This window comes from Micromonospora haikouensis (assembly GCF_000876225.1).
Classification (GTDB): domain Bacteria; phylum Actinomycetota; class Actinomycetes; order Mycobacteriales; family Micromonosporaceae; genus Micromonospora; species Micromonospora haikouensis.
On the sequence record NZ_JXSX01000003.1, the window covers coordinates 1595468 to 1613857 of the forward strand.

The following is an 18390-nucleotide window of genomic DNA, read 5'->3' on the forward strand; positions in this document are numbered from 1 at the left end:
CCCATGCCCCACCCGGACACCGCCGCCGCGCTCGCCGCGGTGGACACCCACTTCGACGAGTTCGTCGCCGAACTCCAGCAGCTCTGCCGCATCCGCAGCCGCCGGCAGGAGCCCGACCAGATGGCGGCCACCGCCCGGTTCATCGCCGACTCCGTGCACCGCTGGGGCGGCCAGGCCGAGATCATCGAGTGGGAGCAGTCCCACCCGTACGTGCTGGCCGAGATCCCCGGCTCGGGGCAGCGCCGGCTGCTGCACTTCACCCACTACGACGTCGAGGTCGAACCGGCCGGCGACGACGCCGACTGGATCAGCCCGCCGTACGCGGCCGAGATCCACGACGGCCGCCTCTACGCCCGGGGCGTCGCCGACGACAAGGGCGCGCTGATGTCGCGCATCCACGCGGTGGCCGCCTGGCGGCTGGCGGGCCTGACCCCGCCGGTCACCAGCCGGTTCATCTTCGAGGGCAAGCAGTGGCTGCACAGCCCCGGCCTCGGCTCGTTCTGCGCGGCGTACGCCGACCGGCTCGACAGCGACGCGGCGCTGTGGGAGAACTCCTGGCGCGACGGGCAGGACCGGCCGCTGCTCAAGCTCGCCGAGAAGGGCGTGCTCTACCTGCGGCTCACCGTCCGCACCCTGCCCCGCGACCTGACCAGCCAGAACACCGCGCTGCTGCCGGCCGCGACGGCCCGGCTCGCCGCCGCCCTGGCGCAGTTGCAGCGCCCCGACGGCACGGTCACCGTGCCCGGCTTCGCCGACGACGTACGCCCGCTCACCGACGCCGAACGCGACCTGCTCGCCGAGGTGGAGTTCGACGGTGACTTCCTGCGCGAGCGGGCCGGCGTGCGCGGCTTCACCGGCGGTCTCGACGACCGGCAGGCCGCCGTGGCGATCCGCACCGTGCCGACGCTGACCGTCGCGGGCATCGCCGGCGGCGACATGCGCGACGACGTCACCCTCGGCATCCCCGCCACCGCCGCCGCGAAGGTCGAGATCCGGCTGGTGCCCGGCCAGGACCCGCAGCGGGTCCTCGCCGCCGTCCGCGACCACCTCGCCGCCACCGGCTTCGGCGACGTCGACATCGAGGTGATGGCGACGAGCCGGCCGAACATGACCGACCACCGCGACCCGTTCGTCGCCCTGGTCGCCGACGCCGCCCGCCGCGCGTACGGCACCGAACCCGTGATCGAGCCGTACACCCAGTGGATCGGCAACCAGGGGGCCCTCGCCGCCCGGCCCATCGTCGGCGTCGGCGTGTCCCGCGCCGACTCCGGGGTGGACGGGCCCAACGAGAACATCCGCCTCGACGACTACCGCGACGGCATCAGGCACGTCATCGAGGTCATGGCCGCCCTGGCGGTGACCGAGTGACCCGGGTGCGGGGCCACGCCGCGCGCGGCTACGTCGACCTGCCCTGGGGCCAGGTCCACTACCGCCACGCCGGGACGCCGGGACACCCGACCCTGCTCGTCGTGCACCAGTCGCCGCTGTCGTCGGCGACCTACGACGTGGCGCTGGCCCCGCTGGCCCGGCGCGGGCTGCGCGTCGTCGCCGTGGACACCCCCGGCTTCGGGATGTCCGACGCCCCGCCGCAGCCGTGGACGATCCCGCAGTACGCCGCCGCGCTCTGGCAGACCGCCGACGCCCTCGGCCTGGACCGGGTGCACCTGCTCGGCCAGCACACCGGCGCGGTGATCGCCGCGGAGGCGGCCCTGCGGGCCCCGCACCGGGTCCGCCGGCTCATCCTGCAGGGGCTGCCGCTCTACGACGACGCCGAACGCGCCCAGAAGAAGGCGACGTACGCCCCCGGCTACACGCCGGAGCGCGACGGGTCGCACCTGCGGGTGATCTGGGACCGCGTCTGGGGGCTCTATCCCCGGCTCAGCCCCGACGAGGCGGACCGGCAGGTCGCCGAATACCTGCTGACCGGGCCGGACTACGCCACCGCGTACCGGGCCGTCTTCGACCACCGGCTGGACACGGCCGCCCTGGCGGCGGTGCCGACCGTGCTGCTGCACGGCGCCGACGACCTGGTCGACCGGATGACGCCGCAGGTGCGGGCCGCCCTGCCGCACGCCCCGCTGGTCACCATCCCCGGCGGCACCGACTTCGTGGCGGACGAGCAGCCCGAGGCGTTCGCCGACGCCGTGGCCGCCCAGTGCGACCTCGACGCCCCGGCGGTGACCCCGTGACCCGGTCCCATGTCCGGCGCTGAACCCACCGCCGCGGCGGCGCCGGTGGTGGGCCCACCACCGGTGGAACCGGCCGCGCTCGCCGCCGGGCTGGGCGCGGTCTACCTGCTGTGGGGCTCCACCTACCTGGGCAACCGGGTGGCCCTGGAGAGCCTGCCGCCGATGGTCTCCACCGCCGGCCGGTTCCTCGCCGCCGGGGCCCTGGTGCTGGCGGTGGTCGCGGCCCGCAACGGAGCGGACCGGCTGCGCCTGCCCCGCGACCGGTGGCCCGGCGTGCTGGCCGGTGGCCTTCTCATGGTCGGGGCGGGCAGTGCCCTGCTCGCCGTCGGCCAGCAGTACGTGTCGTCCGGCCTGGCCTCCCTGCTCGTCGCCGCGATGCCGCTGTGGGTGCTGGCGATCCGCCTCGGCGGCGGGCAGCGCCCCCGGCCGGCGGCCGTCGTGGGGGTCCTCGGCGGACTCGCCGGGCTGGCCCTGCTGGTGCTCGCCGGTGACCAGCGCCTGCACCTGGCCGGGATCGCCACCATCGTGGCGTCCACCATGGTCTGGGCGGCCGGCTCGACGCTGACCCAACGGCTGCCCGCCCCGGCCGACCACCTGGTCGGCACCGGCTGGCAGATGCTCGCCGGCGGCGCGGCCGTGGCGGTGGCCGCCCTGCCCGCCGGCGAGTGGCATCGCCTGCGCCTGGCCGAGGTCACCGGCCGCTCCTGGGTCGCCTGGACCTACCTGATGCTGGTCTGCACCGTCGTCGGGTTCAGCGTCTACACCTGGCTGCTGCGCCGCGCGCCGCTGCAACTCGTGGCCACGTACGCCTACGTGAACCCGGTGATCGCGGTGCTGCTGGGCATGGTGGTGCTCGACGAGCGGCTCGCCGGCCGGCAGGTGCTCGCCGGTGCCGTCGTGCTCGCCTCGGTGGCGCTCGTCGTCGCCGTGGAACGGCAGCGGCAGTTGCGAGGATTGCCGCCAGGCACCCCCGCGACACCACCGTGACCGGCGGTGACCCTTGCGCCCGCGTCCGCCCACAGTGAGGACAGACATGACCACCACCCACCTCGTCGCACCCGATGACCGGCGGGTCCGCTCCGGCCTCGGCCGGGCCCTCGACGTCATCAACATCATCGCCACCCGGGCACCGGAGACCCTCGGGGTGTCCACCATCGCCCGCGAGCTGGGGCTGCCGAAGGCGGTCGCGTACCGGATCCTGAAGGAGTTGGCCGCCGACGAATTCCTCGACTTCGACGAGGACACCAAGCGCTACCGGCTCGGCGCCGGGGCGCTCGCGGTGGGCCTGGCCGCCCTGCGCGCGCTGGACGTCCCGGAGATCGCCCGCCGGTACCTGGTCCGGCTGGTCCGTCGCACCGGCGAGACCGCCACCCTGTCGGTGCGGCAGGGCTCGATCCGGGTCTACATCGACCAGGTGCTCTCCCCGCACGAGGTCCGCATGTCGGTGTCTCTGGGCACCAGCCACCCGCTGCACTCCGGCTCGTCGTCCAAGGCGATCCTCGCGGCGCTGCCCGCCGTGGAGCTCGACGAGTACCTGGCCCAGCCGCTGGAGCGGGTCACCCCCTCGACCATCACCGACCCGGCCGTGCTGCGCGACGAGCTGGCCCACATCCGCCGGCAGGGCTACGCGGTGAGCATCGGGGAGCGGCAGAACGGCGCGGGCAGCGTCGCCGCCGCCATCCGGTACGGCACCGGCCAGGTCTTCGGCTCCATCTCCCTGTGCGGGCCGCAGGACCGGTTCACCCGGCAGGTCTGCGCCGACCACGGGGCGCTGGTGGCCGCCGCCGCCGCCGACATCTCCGCCGAGCTGGGCTACCACCCGCCGGCCGGCCGGGCAGAGGGGTGATCGCCGTGACCACACCGACCACGCCCGCCGACGGCCCGCTCGCCGGGCTGCGCGTGCTGGACGCCTCCACGATCCTCGCCGGGCCGCTGTGCTGCCAGATCCTCGGCGACTTCGGCGCCGACGTCGTGAAGATCGAGCACCCGACCGCCGGGGACAGCATGCGCGGGCACGGCAAGGCCAAGGACGGCCACCCGCTGTGGTGGAAGGAGATCTCCCGCAACAAGCGCACCATCGGGCTGAGCCTGTCCGCCCCGGAGGGCGCGGCGCTGCTGCTGCGCCTGGCCGCCCGGGCCGACGTGCTGGTGGAGAACTTCCGCCCCGGCACCCTGGAGCGCTGGGGGATCGGCCCGGCGCAACTGCACGCGGTCAACCCTGGCCTGGTCATCGCCCGGATCACCGGCTTCGGCCAGACCGGCCCGTACGCCTCCCGCGCCGGCTTCGGCACCCTCGCCGAGGCGATGAGCGGCTTCGCCCACCTCACCGGCGCCGCCGACGGCCCGCCCACCCTGCCCGCGTTCGGCCTGGCCGACAGCATCTGCGGCATCGCCGCCTCCTCGGCGGTGCTGATGGCGCTGCGCCACCGAGACCGCACCGGCGAGGGTCAGGTCGTCGACCTGAGCCTGCTGGAGCCGATCATGACGGCGGTCGGTCCCGGCCCGACCGTCTACGACCAGCTCGGCGTCGTCGAGCAGCGCAACGGCAACCGGTCGGTCAACAACGCGCCCCGCAACACCTACCGCACCAGCGACGGGGCGTGGGTCGCCGTCTCCACCAGCGCCCAGGCCATCGCCGAACGGGTGCTGCGCCTGGTGGGCCACCCCGAGGTCATCGACGAGCCCTGGTTCCGCACCGGCGCCGGCCGCGCCGGGCACGCCGACGAACTCGACGGGTACGTCGGCGGGTGGATCGCCCAACGTACCCGCGACGAGGTCAGCCGCGCGTTCACCGAGGCCGGCGCGGCCGTCGCCCCCGTCTACAGTGCCCGCGACATCGCCGAGGACCCGCACGTGCGGGCCACCGGGATGCTCACCACCGTCGACGACGCCGACCTCGGGCCGGTGCGGATGCACAACGTGATGTGGCGGATGTCCGCGACCCCCGGACGGATCCGCTTCACCGGGCGCGCCCTCGGGTCCGACACCGAATCCCTGCTGATCGACGAACTCGGCTGCGACCCGGCCGAGATCGCCGATCTCCGAGCCCGCCACATCGTCGCCTGACGGCGTGGCCGAACCGCTGAAACGTGAGGAACCGTGACGACCACCGCCCGCCACGCCGACCGGCTGCTCCACGCCGTCCGCGCCGGAGTCGAGATCTACGACCTCGGCCGGCTGCTCTCGATCGGCATGCCCCAGTCGCCGAACCACCCGCCGTTCTGGCTGACCATGCCGCGCCGGCACGGTGACATGGTCCGCGCCGACGGCGGCTCGGCGGCCAACGATCTGCTGGTGATGGGCACCCACGTCGGCACGCACGTCGACGCCCTCGCCCACGTCTCCCACGACGGGCTGCTGCACGGCGGCGCGGACGCCGCCGCCGCCCAGTCCGGCGGGCGGTTCACCGAACTCGGCGTGCACACCGTCGCGCCGATGGTCCGCCGGGGCGTCCTGCTCGACGTCCCCGCCGCCCTCGGTCGGCCCGACTGCCCGGCCGGCTACGAGATCACCCCGGCCGACCTGGACGCCGCCGTCGACCGGCAGGGCACCCCCGTGGAGCCCGGCGACGTGGTCCTGATCCGCAGCGGCTGGGGCCGGCACTTCGACGATCCCGACCGCACCCGCTACGTCGGCCACGACTCCGGCGTGCCGGGCGTGGGCGCCGACGGGGCGCGGTGGCTCGCCGCGCACGGCGTGCACGCCGCCGGGGCCGACACCATCGCCTTCGAGTGCCTGCGCCCCGGCCAGGGCCACAGCAGCCTGCCCGCGCACCGGATCCTCCTGGTCGAGCACGGCGTCTACCTGATCGAGGCGGTGGCGCTGGAGGAACTCGCCCGCGACGCGGTCCACGAGTTCACCTTCGTGCTGGCCCCGCTGCCCCTGTACGGGGCCACCGGCTCGCCGGTGCGCCCGCTGGCGGTGGTCGGCCGTGGCTGAGCCGACCCTCGGGCGGGCCCTGGCCGCGTTCGCCGCCGACACGCCCGCCGCCGCGCTGCCCGCCGCCGTCGTCGACAGCGTCCGCCAGCGGGTGCTCGACGTCGTCGGGCTCTGCGTGGCCGCCGTCGACCTGCCGAGCAGCCGGGCCGCCCTGGCGTACGTCCGCGACCAGGGCGGGCGGGGGCAGGCCCGGGCGATCGGGGTCGCCGACCCGGTGCCCGCCGCGCTGGCCGCGTTCGCCAACGGGGTGCTCGCGCACTCGCTGGACTACGACGACACCCACCTGCCGTCGGTGCTGCACCCGAGCGCGTCGGTGGTGCCGGCCGCGCTCGCCGCCGCCGAGTTCACCGGCGCGTCCGGCCGGGAGACCGTCGCCGCCGTCGCGGTGGGCCTGGAGGTGTGCGTGCGGCTCGGTATGGCCGGCTACGACCGCGCCGCCGGCAACTCGGTCTTCTTCGAGCACGGCCAGCACGCCACCTCCATCTGCGGCACCCTCGGCGGGGCGGTCGCCGCCGCCCGGCTGTTCGGGCTGGACGCCGGGCGCACCCTCGACGCGCTGGGCGTGGCCGCCTCCATGGCGGCCGGACTGATCGAGGCCAACCGCACCGGCGGCACCGTCAAGCGGATCCACTGCGGCTGGGCGGCGCACTCGGCGGTGAGCGCGGCGGCTCTGGCCCGGCACGGCATCACCGGCCCGCCCACCGTCCTGGAGGGCCGGTTCGGCTTCTTCGAGGCGTTCCTGCGCGGCGAGTACGACCCGGCGGAGATCACCGCGGGGCTGGGCGTCGACTGGGCGGTGCCGGACATCTTCTTCAAGCCCTACCCGGCCAACCACTTCACCCACGCGGCCATCGACGCGGCCCTGGCGCTGCGGCGACGCGGTGTACGCCCGCCCGACGTCGAGTCGGTCACCCTCGGCGTGCCCACCCCGGTCATCCGCACCATCGGGCAGCCCATCGACCGCAAGCGCCGCCCCAGCACCGGCTACGAGGCCCAGTTCAGTGGCCCGTACGCGGTCGCCGCCGGGCTGCACGGCGGCGGGGTGCTCGGCGTCGGCCCGGACGACTTCACCGACGTCCTCGCCGTCGAGGAGTCCCGCCGGGCCGTGATGGCCCGCGTCGACGTGGTCCCCGACGAGCGTTGCGACGAGATCTTCCCGCACCAGTTCCCGGCCGTGCTGCGCGTGGTCACCCGCGACGGCCGGGAGTGGACCGAGGAGGTCCTGGCCAACCGGGGCGGCCCGGCCCGCCCGCTGACCACCGCCGAGCTGGCCCTGAAGTTCCGGCACAACGTCGCCGGCCGGCTGCCCGCCGACGTCGCCGGGGCCGTCGAGCGGGAGATCGCCGCCCTCGACACCGCCCCCGACGTCCGACGGCTGGCCGGCCTGCTGGCCGCCGTCGCGGCATCCGACACCCCTGAGGAGTGAGCGCATGACCACCTTCGACCTGCTGCTGCGCAACGTGCGCCTGGTCCGGCACGACCGGCCCGACACCGAGACGGTGGACATCGGCGTCACCGCAGGCAAGGTCACCCGCGTCGCGCCGGGCCTCGACCCGGCCGACGCCGCGACCGTGCACGACGGGCAGGGGAAGCTGGCCTTCCCCGGCGTCGTCGACGCCCACCAGCACTGGGGCATCTACAATCCGCTCGCCGAGGACACCGCCTCGGAGAGCCGCGCCAGCGCCCAGGGCGGCGTCACCACCGCCCTGACCTACATGCGCACCGGGCAGTACTACCTCAACCGGGGCGGCCGGTACGAGGACTTCTTCCCCGACGTGCTCGCCGCCAGCGCCGGCCGGTCCCACATCGACTACGGCTTCCACCTGGCCCCGATGATGCGCGAGCACATCGACGAGCTGCCCGACCTGGTCGACCGGTTCGGGGTGACCTCCTTCAAGATCTTCATGTTCTACGGCGGGCACGGCCTGCACGGCCGCTCGGCCGACCAGAACTCGTTCCTGATGATCCCCGAGGGCGAACGCTACGACTACGCCCACTTCGAGTTCGTGATGCGCGGCGTGCAGGCGGCCCGGGAACGCTTCCCCGAGCTGGCCGACCAGATCTCCCTGTCGCTGCACTGCGAGACCGCCGAGATCATGAGCGCCTACACCCGGCAGGTGGAGCAGGAGGGCCGGCTGCGCGGGCTGGAGGCGTACCACGCCTCCCGGCCGCCGCACTCCGAGGGACTCGCCGTCTCCATCGCCTCGTACCTGGCCCACGAGACCGGCCTGCCCACCATCAACCTGCTGCACCTGTCCTCGGCCAAGGCGCTCGACGCGGCCCTGCGGATGGCCGAGGCGTTCCCGCACATCGACTTCCGCCGCGAGGTGACCATCGGGCACCTGCTGGCCGACATCACCACCGCGCACGGCCTCGGCGGCAAGGTGAACCCGCCCCTGCGCCCGCGCGCCGACGTCGAGGCGCTCTGGGCCCACCTCCTCGACGGCCACGTCGACTGGGTGGTCAGCGACCACGCCTGCTGCAGGGACGAGGTCAAGTTCGGCGAGCCCCGCGACGACGTCTTCGTCGCCAAGTCCGGCTTCGGCGGGGCCGAGTATCTGCTGCCCGGCCTGCTCACCGAGGGCCGCCGCCGGGGCCTGCCGCTGTCGCGGGTCGCGGAACTGACCTCGTGGAACCCGGCCCGCCGCTTCGGCCTGGCCGGCAAGGGCGCCGTCGCCGAGGGCTACGACGCCGACCTCTGCCTGGTCGACGATGACCACACCTGGACGGTACGGGCCGCGGACTCCGAGTCCAGCCAGGAGTACACGCCGTTCGAGGGATTCGAGCTGACCGCCCGGGTCACCGACACCTTCGTCCGGGGCGAGCACGTCCTCGTCGACGGCAAGGTCACCGGCAGCCCCCAGGGTCGCTACGTGCCCCGGGCCGGGCGGTAGCGCCGTGCCACCCGTCGCCCGCAGCTACCTCTACGTCCCCGGGGACCGGGAGGAACTACTGCGCAAGGCCCCCGGCCGGGGTGCCGACGCGCTCGTGCTCGACCTGGAGGACGCCGTCACCCCGGCCCGCAAGGCCGAGGCCCGCCGCGCGGTCGCCGCCGCGCTGGCCGCCCCGGCCACCACCGAGACCTGGGTACGGATCAACAGCGACCAGGTCGACGCCGACGTCGCGGTGCTCTCCCCGGCGGTGGCCGGGGTGTGGGTGCCGAAGGCGGAACCGGAGCTGCTGGCCGAGGTCGACCGGGCGCTGACCGGCGCGGAACGCCGGCTCGGGCTGGCCGAGGCCACCTTCGCGGTCGTCGCCCTGATCGAGACCGCCCGGGGGATCCTCACCTGCCCGCAGGTCGCCGCCGCGCCGAGGGTGCTGCGGCTCGGGCTCGGCGAGGCGGACCTGGCGGGGGAGCTGGGCCTGCAACCGGGGCCGGACCGGACCGAACTCGCCCCGATCCGCTCGCAGGTCGTGGTCGCCTCCGCCGGGGCGCGGATCGTCGCGCCGGTCGGCCCCGTCGAGACGACGCTGCGCGACCCGGACCGGCTGGAGGCCGGCACGCGGACGCTGCTGCGCCAGGGCTTCCGGGCGCGCAGCGCCATCCACCCCGGCCAGCTCGCGACCATCAACGCCGTCTTCACGCCCGGCCCGGCGGAGGTGGCCGCCGCCCGGGAGGTGGTCGACGCGCTGGACCGGGCGGCCCGCGACGGCTCCGGCGTGGCGACCGACGCCCACGGCAGGCTGCTGGACCGGGCGGTGATCCGCGCCGCCACGGAGGTGCTGCGCCGCGCCGAGCGGCACGCCGGCTGAGCCGCCCCGGGCGGTCAGCCCGCCGGCCGCACGGTGAACGGGGCCCGCAGCAGCGTCTCGTCCCGCGACGACGGGCCGACGAGCAGCGTGAAGTCGCCGGGCTCGACCACCCGCACGCCCCGGCCGTCGACGATGGCGCAGTCGGCGACGGGGACGTCGATCCGCACCGTGGCGGCCTGCCCGGGCTCCAGCTCCACCTGCCGGAACGCCTTCAGCTCCTTGTCCGCCCAGCTCACGGAGGTGACGTCGTCGCTGACGTACGCCTGGACGGTCTCCAGGACCGGCCGGGCCCCGGTGTTGCGGACGGTGACCTCGGCGCGGACGGTGTCCGTCGGCGCGAGGTCGCCCGGGGCGACCCGCAGGTCGGCGTACTCGACGGTGGTGTAGGACAGGCCGTCGCCGAAGGCGAAGGCGGGGCGCTGGGTCAGGTCGGCGTAGCGGGAGCCGTGCTGGCCACGGATCTGGTTGTAGTAGGTGGGCTGCTGCCCGACGTGCCGGGCGAACGAGATGGGCAGCCGCCCGGCGGGCTCGACGAGGCCGAGCAGCAGCTCGGCGACCGCCCGGCCGCCCCGCATGCCCGGGTTGGCCACCCAGAGCAGGGCGGCGGCGTCGAGCGCCGAGTCGGGCAGCACCAGCGGCTTGGACGCGAGCAGCACGACGACCATCGGCGTGCCGGTCGCGGCGAGGGCGTCCAGCAGGGCGATCTGCCCGCCGACCAGGTTGAGCGTCGCGGTGCTGCACCCCTCGCCGACCAGCTCGATGCGGTCGCCGACGACCGCGACGACGTAGTCGGCCCGCTCGGCGGCGGCGACCGCCCCGGCGATCAGCGCCGCGTCCGGCGGGCAGGGCAGGACGACCTGCGGGCGGGGCTGGCCGTCGGGGAACAGCTCCCCCTCGGGGTCGGGGGCCATGGTGAGGATGTCGGCGCCGCGCGCGTAAGTGACCGCCCAGCCGTCGGGCACGTGGGCGCGCAGCCCGTCGAGGACCGTGGTGATCATGTCGCGGGGCTGGCCGTCGCGCATCCAGTCGGCCTGCCCGGAGGAGCCGGCCCAGTCGCCGAGCTGGGTCTGCGCGTCGTCGGCAAGCGGGCCGACGACCGCGACCGTGCACGGCGGGCCGCCGTCGCCCCGGGCGCGGCCGGTGTCGTCGGCCGTGAACCCGCCAGCGAGCGGGAGCACCCCGTCGTTGCGCAGCAGCACCAGCGACCGGCGGGCGACCTCCAGGTTGAGCGCGGCGTGCGGCGCGCTGCCGATCACCGCGCGTTGCCGGGCGATGTCGGGCCGGCGGGGGTCCTCGAACAGGCCCAGCTCGAACTTCAGGGCCAGGATGCGGGAGACGGCGTCGTCGAGGTCCGACTCGACCAGCAGGCCCCGCGCGACCGCGTCCTGGGCGCCCTGGAAGAACTGCGGGGTCGTCATGATCATGTTGTTGCCGGCGCGGACGGCCGCGGCGGCGGCGTGCGCGTGGTCGGGCTGCACCCGCTGCTCCCAGACCATCCGGCCCACGTTGTCCCAGTCGGTGACGAGCATGCCCGTCCAGCCCCACTCGCCGCGCAGCACGTCGGTCAGGAGCCAGTCGTTGACGGTGATCGGCACGCCGTCGGTGCTCTGGTAGCCGAGCATGAACGTGCGGCACCCCTCGCGCGCCACCCGCTCGAACGGAGGCAGGAACCACGCGCGCAGCTTGCGCCGCGACAGGTCCGCCTCGGTGGCGTCCCGGCCGCCCTGGGTCTCGGAGTAGCCGGCGAAGTGCTTGGCGGTGGCCAGGACGGCGGTCGGGTCGGCCAGGTCCTCGCCCTGGTAGCCGCGCACCATCGCGGCGGCCAGCTCACCGATCAGGAACGGGTCCTCGCCGAACGTCTCGTCGACCCGGCCCCAACGCAGGTCCCGGGCGATGCACAGCACGGGGGAGAAGGTCCAGTGCACGCCGGTCGGGGCCACCTCGACGGCGGTGACGCGCCCGACCCGCTCGACGAGCTCCGGCGACCAGGTGGCGGCCATGCCGAGCTGGGTGGGGAAGATCGTCGCGCCGGGGAAGAACGAGTGCCCGTGGATGCAGTCCTCGCCGACCAGCAGCGGGATGCGCAGCCGGGTGCGCGCGGTCAGCTCGTGCGCCTCGACCACCCGCGCGGGGGAGGTGTGCAGGATGGACCCGACGTGCCTGCCCAGGATGTGGTCGGCCAGGTCGCCGTGGGAGTCGAGCTGCATCATCTGGCCGACCTTCTCCGCCAGGCTCATCCGCCCGAGCAGGTGGGCCACCCGCTGCGCGGTCGGCCGGGTCGGGTCGAGGTGGGGCAGGTCGTCGCCGATCGGGTCTGCGATGCTCCGGGACGCGGTCACCGCCCGACCGTACACACCTCGGCCGGTCCCGTGTGGACGCAGAGGGCAACTTCGCGCACAGACGCCGGCTCCCGCGCCGACTACCGTCGGCCCTGACCGCCTGCCCACGGGCCCGGACCGGTCGGACGAGGGGAGCAAGCCCATGGTCTTCCCGGCGCTGCAATGGCCGATGACGCTGGCCCTGATGGCCGTGACGTCCTACCACGGGTTCCGGTTCCTGGGCCCGGCGTCCGCGCGGGCGGGGTCGGGCCGGGCCGCCCGGTGCCGGATCGCCGAGGGCGTGCACCTGCTCATGGGCGTGGCGATGACCGCGATGGTGTGGGCGCTCGGGGTGCCGCAGGCGGTGTGGCTCGTCCTGTTCGTGCCGGCCGGGGTCTGGTTCGCGGCGCTGACCGCACGCCGCCCGTCGGCGCCCGGTTCGCGGGCGGCCACCGGATACTTCGCCCTCTCGTCGGCGGCGATGGTGTGGATGACCGGCCTGCCGGGCGGCCACGCCGGGCCGCACGGCCAGCACGGCGCGGCCACGTCGGCGGGCTGGTGGCCGCCGCTGGTCAGCCTGGCCCTGGGCGGGTACCTGCTGCTCGCCGCGGGTTGGTGGGCGGCCCGGGGCGTACGCCTGACCCCGGCCTGGCGCGACCACGTGCCCGCCGGCCGACCGGGGGTGGCCGGGGCGCGGGCCGAGGGCCTCTGCCACGCCACGATGGGCGTGGTGATGGGCCTCATGCTGCTGGCGACGGTGTAGGGCCGCAGTTTCTGCGTGTCTTCTTCGTGGTGTGGGCCGCGCCGCGCCGGTTGACTCGACGGCAGGTCACGCACGGCGCGACGGGGGCGTCGACGGGCCTGCGGTCCCCCACTCATCACCAGGAGCGGCACATGCCCTACGTCAAGGTCGGCGAAGAGAACAGCGGCGACATCGACATCTACTACGAGGACCACGGCGCCGGCGCGCCCGTCGTGCTCATCCACGGCTACCCGCTCGACGGGGCGTCCTGGGAGAAGCAGTCGCGGGAGCTGCTCGCGGCCGGCTACCGGGTGATCACGTACGACCGGCGCGGCTTCGGCAAGTCGAGCCAGCCGGCCGTCGGCTACGACTACGACACCTTCACCGCCGACCTGCACACCCTGCTGGAGCACCTGGACCTGCGCGACGTCGTGCTGGTCGGCTTCTCGATGGGCACCGGCGAGGTGACCCGCTACCTCGGCACCCACGGCTCGGGCCGGGTGCGCAAGGCGGTGCTGATGGGCGCGGTGCCGCCGTTCCTGCTCAAGACCGACGACAACCCCGAGGGCGTCGACGCGCAGGTCTTCGCCGACATCAAGGCGGCGGTGGTGGCCGACCGGCCCGCGTACTTCAAGAGCTTCCTCGACAACTTCTACAACGTCGACGTGCTGGGCGGCACCCGGATCAGCGACGAGGCGTGGCAGAACAGCTTCATCACCGCGGTCGGCGCGTCGGCGTACGCCGCGTACGCCTGCGTCGACACCTGGCTGACCGACTTCCGCGCCGACCTCGGCAAGATCGACGTGCCGACGCTGCTGCTGCACGGCGACGCCGACCGGATCCTGCCGATCGACGCCACCGCCAACCGGCTGCCGGAGCTGATCGCCGACCTGCGCTACGAGGTGATCCCGGGCGGCCCGCACAACATCGCCTGGACCCACCCGGAGCTGGTCAACCGCTACCTGCTCGACTTCATCGCCGCGTGAACGGTCCGGTCACGCCCACGGTGGTGCCGGCGCACGGCGCGTTCGCTGTCCCGCTTACCTGAACGGAGAACAACCATGGCCGTTGTCGACGGCATCCTCGACTCCACGGACCGCAAGACCACCGGCGAGGCGCTGCAGCAGGCGCTGGCCGACCTGATCAACCTGGGGATGCTGGCCAAGCAGGCGCACTGGAACCTGGTCGGCCCGCACTTCCGCAGCCTGCACCTGCAACTCGACGAGCTGGCCGACCTCGCCCGCCGGCACGCCGACGAGGTGGCCGAGCGGGCCGCCGCCGTCGGGTTCAACCCCGACGGGCGGGCCGCGACGGTCGCCGCCCAGTCGGCGCTGCCGACCCTCGACCACGGCGACGTCGAGGAGGGCACCGCCGTCGAGGTCGTGGTCGACGCGCTGTTCGCCCTGATCCGCACGCTGCGTCAGGCGGTGGCCGACACCGCGACCAGCGACCCGATCTCGCAGGACCTGCTCATCGGGGTCACCGCCGCCGTGGAGCAGCAGCACTGGCTGTTCCGCGCCCAGCGCTGACCCCACCCGCCGCGCCCGCCTCCGCTCCCGGGGGCGGGCGCGGTCGTCGTCAGTCCTCGTCGGCTGGGCTGGGGCGGTTCTGCGCGCGGAAGCCGGGGTGAATCTTGGAAGATTCCGGCCCCCAGAGGGCCCATTGCTTCCAAGATCTCCTACCTCCGGCCCGCGCCAGCCCGCGTCGGCGTCGGCACGGCGTCGGGCTGCGCGGTCGCGCCGGCACGGGCCGCGCGGGCCTGGCGTCGCCGCAGCACCAGCCACGTGCCGAGGACGATCAGGGAGATCAGCGGCGCCGGGTGGCCGAGCAGCGCGGCGACGGCGAGGTCGGCGGCCACGCCGACGACGGTGGCCACGAAGACCCAGCGCGGCGCGGTCCCGGCGACCTGCCGCCGGTCCGCCGGCATCCAGCGGGTCGTCGACCAGGGCTTGGCCACGGACACCCAGGCCTGGAAGGCGATGGCACCGGCCATCAGCGCCGAGCCGACGGCCAGCGGCACGGCGGGGCCCCGCCCGCCCGTGGTGGCCGCCGCCGCCGAGTCGGCCAGCGCCGAGCCGAGGACGAAGATCCCGAGGTGGAGCTGGACCAGGGTGATCACGAACTTCACCAGCACCCAGCGGTAGCGGAAGAAGCCCCACGGGGTGGCGGCGGCGAGCATGAACCCGGTGAACGCCGAGGCGTTGGCCAGCGGCGCGAGCAGGCGTCCGTCGAGCACCTGCGCCATGGACGTGGCGGCGACGGCCACGTCCCGGTCGGGCGTGGTGAGGCTGGTGGTGAGCAGCACGCAGAGGGCGAGGGCCTGCGCCATCCAGCCCACCGACGTCGTGACGTGCAGCCACAGCGCGAGCTGACGCCAGCGCCGTACGGAGAGTGAAGCCATGGGCCCACGCTCGCAGCGGGCCGCCCACCCGGCCAGGGGAGAAAACCCGGGACCGGCGGGCCGGCCGCCCCGGACCCTCCTCAGGGGACCCCCTACGGACGCCGGGTGGGAGCGCAGGTCCGGGCGCGGGCGAGCCGTCGCGGCCGGGGCGCGCGGTCGACGGACGGTCACGGATCACGCGCTGTCGGCTACCCGACACCCGATGTCCCGATGGGTGAGACGCGTCTTGCTACCCTACTAATCCTACCGGCAGGATAGGGAATCGAAGATCGGCGCGTACGCACTGGTCAACGATCTGCCGCAGTCGAGGACGACGCGGCCCGCGTACCGAAAGATGGGATGTCGATGACCGTCACGCACCCTGTCGTCGCCGAGGAGGTCGCGCTCGGCGGCGGGCGGTCGCCCGCCCCGCCGGGCCGCCCGCCCGCCACCGACGTCGTAGGACGCCTCACCCGGCCGCTGCCCGCGCTGCTGCTCGTCGGCCTGCTCGCGGCCGGCTGGCAGCTCATGGCCGACGCCTCCGGCAGCGCGCTGATCCCCGGCCTCGGCGACGTCGCCCGCAACCTGGTCGACATCGCCGCCAGCGGCGCGCTGTGGGACAACGTCCGGGTCACCCTCACCCGCGTCGCGCTGGGCTTCGCGGCGGCGTTCGTCGTCTCCGTCGCCGCCGGCATCGCGATGGGCCGCAGCGAGTGGCTGCGCCGCTTCCTGGAGCCCGCCGTCCTCATCGGACTGGCCACCCCCGGACTGGTCAAGGCCCTGCTGTGCGTGATCTGGTTCGGGGTGAGCCTGCTCAACCCGATCCTCACCGTGGCGCTCGCGGCGGCCCCCGCGCTGACCATCAACGTCGCGCAGGGCGTCCGCTCGGTCGACCCGGCGCTGGGCGAGATGGCGCACGTCTACCGCCTCGACGCGTGGACCCGGCTGCGGTACGTGTGGCTGCCCGCCATCGTCCCCGACCTGTTCACCGGGGCGCGGCTGGGCATCGCGATGGCCTGGAAGGTCATCGTGCTGGTGGAGATCTTCGGCCTCGCCGACGGCGTCGGCTACCAGCTCAACCTGGAGTTCTCCCAGCACAACGTGGCCGGCGTGCTCGCCTGGACCGTCGCCTTCGCCCTGGTCATGGCCGCCATCGAGTACGGGCTGCTGCAGACCCTGGAGCGCCGCGCGGTGCGCTGGCGGCGGGTGGCGCTGCGATGAGCGTCCGGATCAGCCTCGACGGCGTCGACAAGGCGTTCACCAACCGGCGCACCGGCGAGCGGCAGCAGATCTTCCGCGACTTCTCCCTCACCCTCGCGCCCGACGAGCTGGTCGCCGTCGTCGGCGGCTCCGGCACCGGCAAGACGACCCTGATGCACCTGATCGCCGGCCTGGAACGCCCCGATGCGGGCACCGTCTCCACCGGCGGCGGGCGGCCCCGCCTCGGCATGGTGTTCCAGCAGCCCCGCCTGCTGGACTGGACCTCCGTCGAGACCAACGTGCGGCTCGCCGCGACCGCAGCCGGCGTCGACGCCGCCGAGGTCGCCCCGATCCTCGACGCCGTCGGCCTGACCGAGTACGCCCGGTCGTACCCGTCGGTGCTCTCCGGCGGGCAGCGCCAGCGCGTCGCCGTGGCCCGCGCGTTCGTCGTACGCCCCGAGGTGCTGCTGCTCGACGAGCCGTTCAGCGCGCTGGACGAGCTGACCGCCCGCCGCCTGCGGCTGCTGCTGCAACAGCTCTGGCTGCGCACCCCGCGCACCGGCCTGCTGGTCACCCACAACGCGCTGGAGGCGGCCTTCCTCGCCGACCGGGTGGTGGTCCTCGGTGGACGCCCCGCCGAGGTGGTACGGGAGTACCGCATCGACCGCCCGCGCCCCCGCAGCCCCGAGGACCCCGAACTGTTCGACGTGCACCGCCGCATCGTCGCCGCCCTCACCTGAGCCGCCCTGACCTGCATCGGCCCCACCCGCACGGCGCGGCCAAAGGCCCGCCGCCGTCATCCCGCAAGCGGGCCACCCACCTGATTCACCCGGAAGGAACCCCCGTGTCCACGACACCCCTCACCCGACGATCCCTGCTGCGCGCCGCCGGGCTCCTCGCCGGCGGCGCCGGCGCGGCCACCCTGCTGACCGCCTGCGGCGCCGACGAGCCGGCCGCCGCCGGTGGCGGGGGCACCCGCAGCGCCAAGGTGCAGCCCCGCAGCCCCGGCACGGCGGGGGCGATCCGCGACTCCGTCGCCGAGCAGTTCGGCCTGGAGGCCAAGCACGGGCTCCGCCTCGACCGCAAGGCCGGCGGCGGCCCCGGCGCGGGGCAGGAGCAGCTGCTCACCGGCGTGCTCGACATCTACGCGTTCGGCCCGCTGGGCGCGACCGAGGTGAACACCAGCGGCCACGACGTGGTCATCGTCGGGCCGTCGCTGTGGAACCACGGCCGCTGGATCGTCCCGGCCGACAGCCCGTACCAGAGCATCGCCGACCTCAAGGGCAAGAAGGTCGGCGTGCAGCCGCCCAGCAGCGACACCTACCGGGCGGCGGCGCTCGCCTCGGCGGTCAACGGCATCCGCTTCGACCGGGAGTTCAAGCTGTTCACCGGGCAGCCCATCGCCAACCTCGCGCTGTACGAGCGCGGCGACCTCGACGCGATCATCGCGATCGAGCCCAACGCCACCCGCCTGGTCGGCTCCGGCAACCGGCAGCTCGCCTCCGTCGGCGAGCTGTGGCAGAAGGGCACCGGCGACAGCAGCCCGCTGTTCCTCAACGGCACCGCCGTGCGCCGCGACTGGCTGGCCGCCAACCGGGAGACCGCGAAGGCGTACGTCGACTTCACCCTGGAGGCCTGGCGGCTGATCAAGCAGGACCCGACCCTGATCGCCAAGTACCACGCCGACTACGGCGTCCCCGCCGAGGAGAAGAAGGCGATCGAGCTGCTGCCGGAGCGGCTCGCCCCCGTCTACGCCGACGTGTGGGACGACACCGTCTTCGCCAACCTGGAGAAGCAGATCGACCTGGCCATCGAGGTCGGCGTGCTGAAGAAGCGGGCCGACAAGCCGGTGTACGAGAAGCTCTGAGC

17 protein-coding genes are annotated in these 18390 nt (G+C 74.5%); 15 read left to right on the forward strand and 2 right to left on the reverse strand.

Features of this window, described 5'->3' with window-relative positions; genetic code table 11:
- Positions 1-3: 3 nt before the first annotated feature.
- Genes TK50_RS28165 through TK50_RS28205 form a run of 9 tightly spaced genes read left to right on the forward strand, consistent with a single transcriptional unit; the run spans position 4 to position 9881 of the window.
- Positions 4-1368 carry a M20/M25/M40 family metallo-hydrolase gene (locus TK50_RS28165; RefSeq protein ID WP_043968496.1) on the forward strand — a complete coding sequence of 455 codons (1365 nt, stop codon included), beginning with the start codon at positions 4-6 and terminating at the stop codon, positions 1366-1368.
- Complete coding sequence (locus TK50_RS28170) at positions 1365-2189, forward strand: alpha/beta fold hydrolase (RefSeq protein ID WP_043968498.1); 825 nt, start codon at positions 1365-1367, stop codon at positions 2187-2189. The genes TK50_RS28165 and TK50_RS28170 overlap by 4 nt, the downstream gene beginning before the upstream one ends.
- A gap of 9 nt (positions 2190-2198) precedes the next feature.
- On the forward strand, positions 2199-3176 hold the full coding sequence (locus TK50_RS28175) for an EamA family transporter (RefSeq protein WP_043968500.1): 978 nt from the start codon (positions 2199-2201) through the stop codon (positions 3174-3176).
- Positions 3177-3222: 46 nt separating this feature from the next.
- Positions 3223-4035 carry an IclR family transcriptional regulator gene (locus TK50_RS28180; protein ID WP_043968503.1) on the forward strand — a complete coding sequence of 271 codons (813 nt, stop codon included), beginning with the start codon at positions 3223-3225 and terminating at the stop codon, positions 4033-4035.
- A gap of 5 nt (positions 4036-4040) precedes the next feature.
- Complete coding sequence (locus TK50_RS28185) at positions 4041-5255, forward strand: CaiB/BaiF CoA transferase family protein (protein ID WP_043969489.1); 1215 nt, start codon at positions 4041-4043, stop codon at positions 5253-5255.
- A gap of 33 nt (positions 5256-5288) precedes the next feature.
- The gene (locus tag TK50_RS28190; protein ID WP_043968505.1) at positions 5289-6128 is read left to right on the forward strand and encodes a cyclase family protein; all 840 of its coding nucleotides are present in this window, start codon (positions 5289-5291) and stop codon (positions 6126-6128) included.
- Complete coding sequence (locus TK50_RS28195; protein ID WP_043968507.1) at positions 6121-7554, forward strand: MmgE/PrpD family protein; 1434 nt, start codon at positions 6121-6123, stop codon at positions 7552-7554. Before TK50_RS28190 ends, TK50_RS28195 begins: the two co-directional genes overlap by 8 nt.
- Positions 7555-7558: 4 nt before the next feature.
- Positions 7559-9022: a dihydroorotase gene (locus tag TK50_RS28200; RefSeq protein ID WP_043968509.1), complete on the forward strand. Its 1464-nt coding sequence runs from the start codon at positions 7559-7561 to the stop codon at positions 9020-9022.
- Between the two features lie 4 nt (positions 9023-9026).
- Positions 9027-9881 (forward strand): HpcH/HpaI aldolase/citrate lyase family protein, encoded by an 855-nt coding sequence (locus tag TK50_RS28205; RefSeq protein ID WP_043968511.1) that lies wholly within the window; start codon positions 9027-9029, stop codon positions 9879-9881.
- Positions 9882-9895: 14 nt separating this feature from the next.
- Here the strand turns inward: TK50_RS28205 and TK50_RS28210 are convergent, their stop codons facing one another.
- A complete protein-coding gene (locus TK50_RS28210; RefSeq protein WP_241774138.1) occupies positions 9896-12220 on the reverse strand; it encodes an exo-beta-d-1,3/1,6-glucosidase in 2325 nt (774 codons plus the stop codon).
- Positions 12221-12362: 142 nt separating this feature from the next.
- On the opposite strand from TK50_RS28210, the gene TK50_RS32400 reads away from it, so the two are divergent.
- The 3 genes from TK50_RS32400 (at position 12363) to TK50_RS28225 (ending at position 14470) form a co-directional block, all read left to right on the forward strand.
- Positions 12363-12962, forward strand: coding sequence for a DUF5134 domain-containing protein (locus TK50_RS32400; RefSeq protein WP_052503972.1), 600 nt, complete (start codon positions 12363-12365; stop codon positions 12960-12962).
- Positions 12963-13093: 131 nt separating this feature from the next.
- Entirely contained in the window at positions 13094-13927 is an 834-nt protein-coding gene (locus tag TK50_RS28220) for an alpha/beta fold hydrolase (protein WP_043968513.1), read from the forward strand.
- A 75-nt stretch (positions 13928-14002) separates the two neighbouring features.
- Positions 14003-14470, forward strand: a complete 468-nt coding sequence (locus TK50_RS28225; RefSeq protein WP_043968516.1) for a Dps family protein — start codon at positions 14003-14005, stop codon at positions 14468-14470.
- A gap of 149 nt (positions 14471-14619) precedes the next feature.
- On the opposite strand, the gene TK50_RS28230 is transcribed toward TK50_RS28225, so the two are convergent.
- Positions 14620-15342 (reverse strand): hypothetical protein, encoded by a 723-nt coding sequence (locus TK50_RS28230; RefSeq protein WP_043968518.1) that lies wholly within the window; start codon positions 15340-15342, stop codon positions 14620-14622.
- Positions 15343-15687: 345 nt separating this feature from the next.
- On the opposite strand from TK50_RS28230, the gene TK50_RS28235 reads away from it, so the two are divergent.
- The 3 genes from TK50_RS28235 (at position 15688) to TK50_RS28245 (ending at position 18388) form a co-directional block, all read left to right on the forward strand.
- Positions 15688-16542 (forward strand): ABC transporter permease, encoded by an 855-nt coding sequence (locus tag TK50_RS28235; RefSeq protein ID WP_199486162.1) that lies wholly within the window; start codon positions 15688-15690, stop codon positions 16540-16542.
- Entirely contained in the window at positions 16539-17261 is a 723-nt protein-coding gene (locus tag TK50_RS28240; protein ID WP_043968520.1) for an ABC transporter ATP-binding protein, read from the forward strand. The genes TK50_RS28235 and TK50_RS28240 overlap by 4 nt, the downstream gene beginning before the upstream one ends.
- Positions 17262-17365: 104 nt before the next feature.
- Entirely contained in the window at positions 17366-18388 is a 1023-nt protein-coding gene (locus TK50_RS28245) for an ABC transporter substrate-binding protein (RefSeq protein WP_043968521.1), read from the forward strand.
- The last annotated feature ends 2 nt before the right edge of the window (positions 18389-18390 follow it).

Excerpts from the sequence above, each read along its gene's own strand:
- TK50_RS28165 (WP_043968496.1), top strand. The coding sequence starts at position 4 with ATGCCCCACCCGGACACCGCCGCCGCGCTCGCCGCGGTGGACACCCAC.
- TK50_RS28175 (WP_043968500.1), top strand. The coding sequence starts at position 2,199 with ATGTCCGGCGCTGAACCCACCGCCGCGGCGGCGCCGGTGGTGGGCCCA.
- TK50_RS28180 (WP_043968503.1), top strand. The coding sequence starts at position 3,223 with ATGACCACCACCCACCTCGTCGCACCCGATGACCGGCGGGTCCGCTCC.
- TK50_RS28200 (WP_043968509.1), top strand. The coding sequence starts at position 7,559 with ATGACCACCTTCGACCTGCTGCTGCGCAACGTGCGCCTGGTCCGGCAC.
- TK50_RS32400 (WP_052503972.1), top strand. The coding sequence starts at position 12,363 with ATGGTCTTCCCGGCGCTGCAATGGCCGATGACGCTGGCCCTGATGGCC.
- TK50_RS28220 (WP_043968513.1), top strand. The coding sequence starts at position 13,094 with ATGCCCTACGTCAAGGTCGGCGAAGAGAACAGCGGCGACATCGACATC.
- TK50_RS28225 (WP_043968516.1), top strand. The coding sequence starts at position 14,003 with ATGGCCGTTGTCGACGGCATCCTCGACTCCACGGACCGCAAGACCACC.
- TK50_RS28230 (WP_043968518.1), bottom strand. The coding sequence starts at position 15,342 with ATGGCTTCACTCTCCGTACGGCGCTGGCGTCAGCTCGCGCTGTGGCTG.
- TK50_RS28235 (WP_199486162.1), top strand. The coding sequence starts at position 15,688 with ATGACCGTCACGCACCCTGTCGTCGCCGAGGAGGTCGCGCTCGGCGGC.
- TK50_RS28240 (WP_043968520.1), top strand. The coding sequence starts at position 16,539 with ATGAGCGTCCGGATCAGCCTCGACGGCGTCGACAAGGCGTTCACCAAC.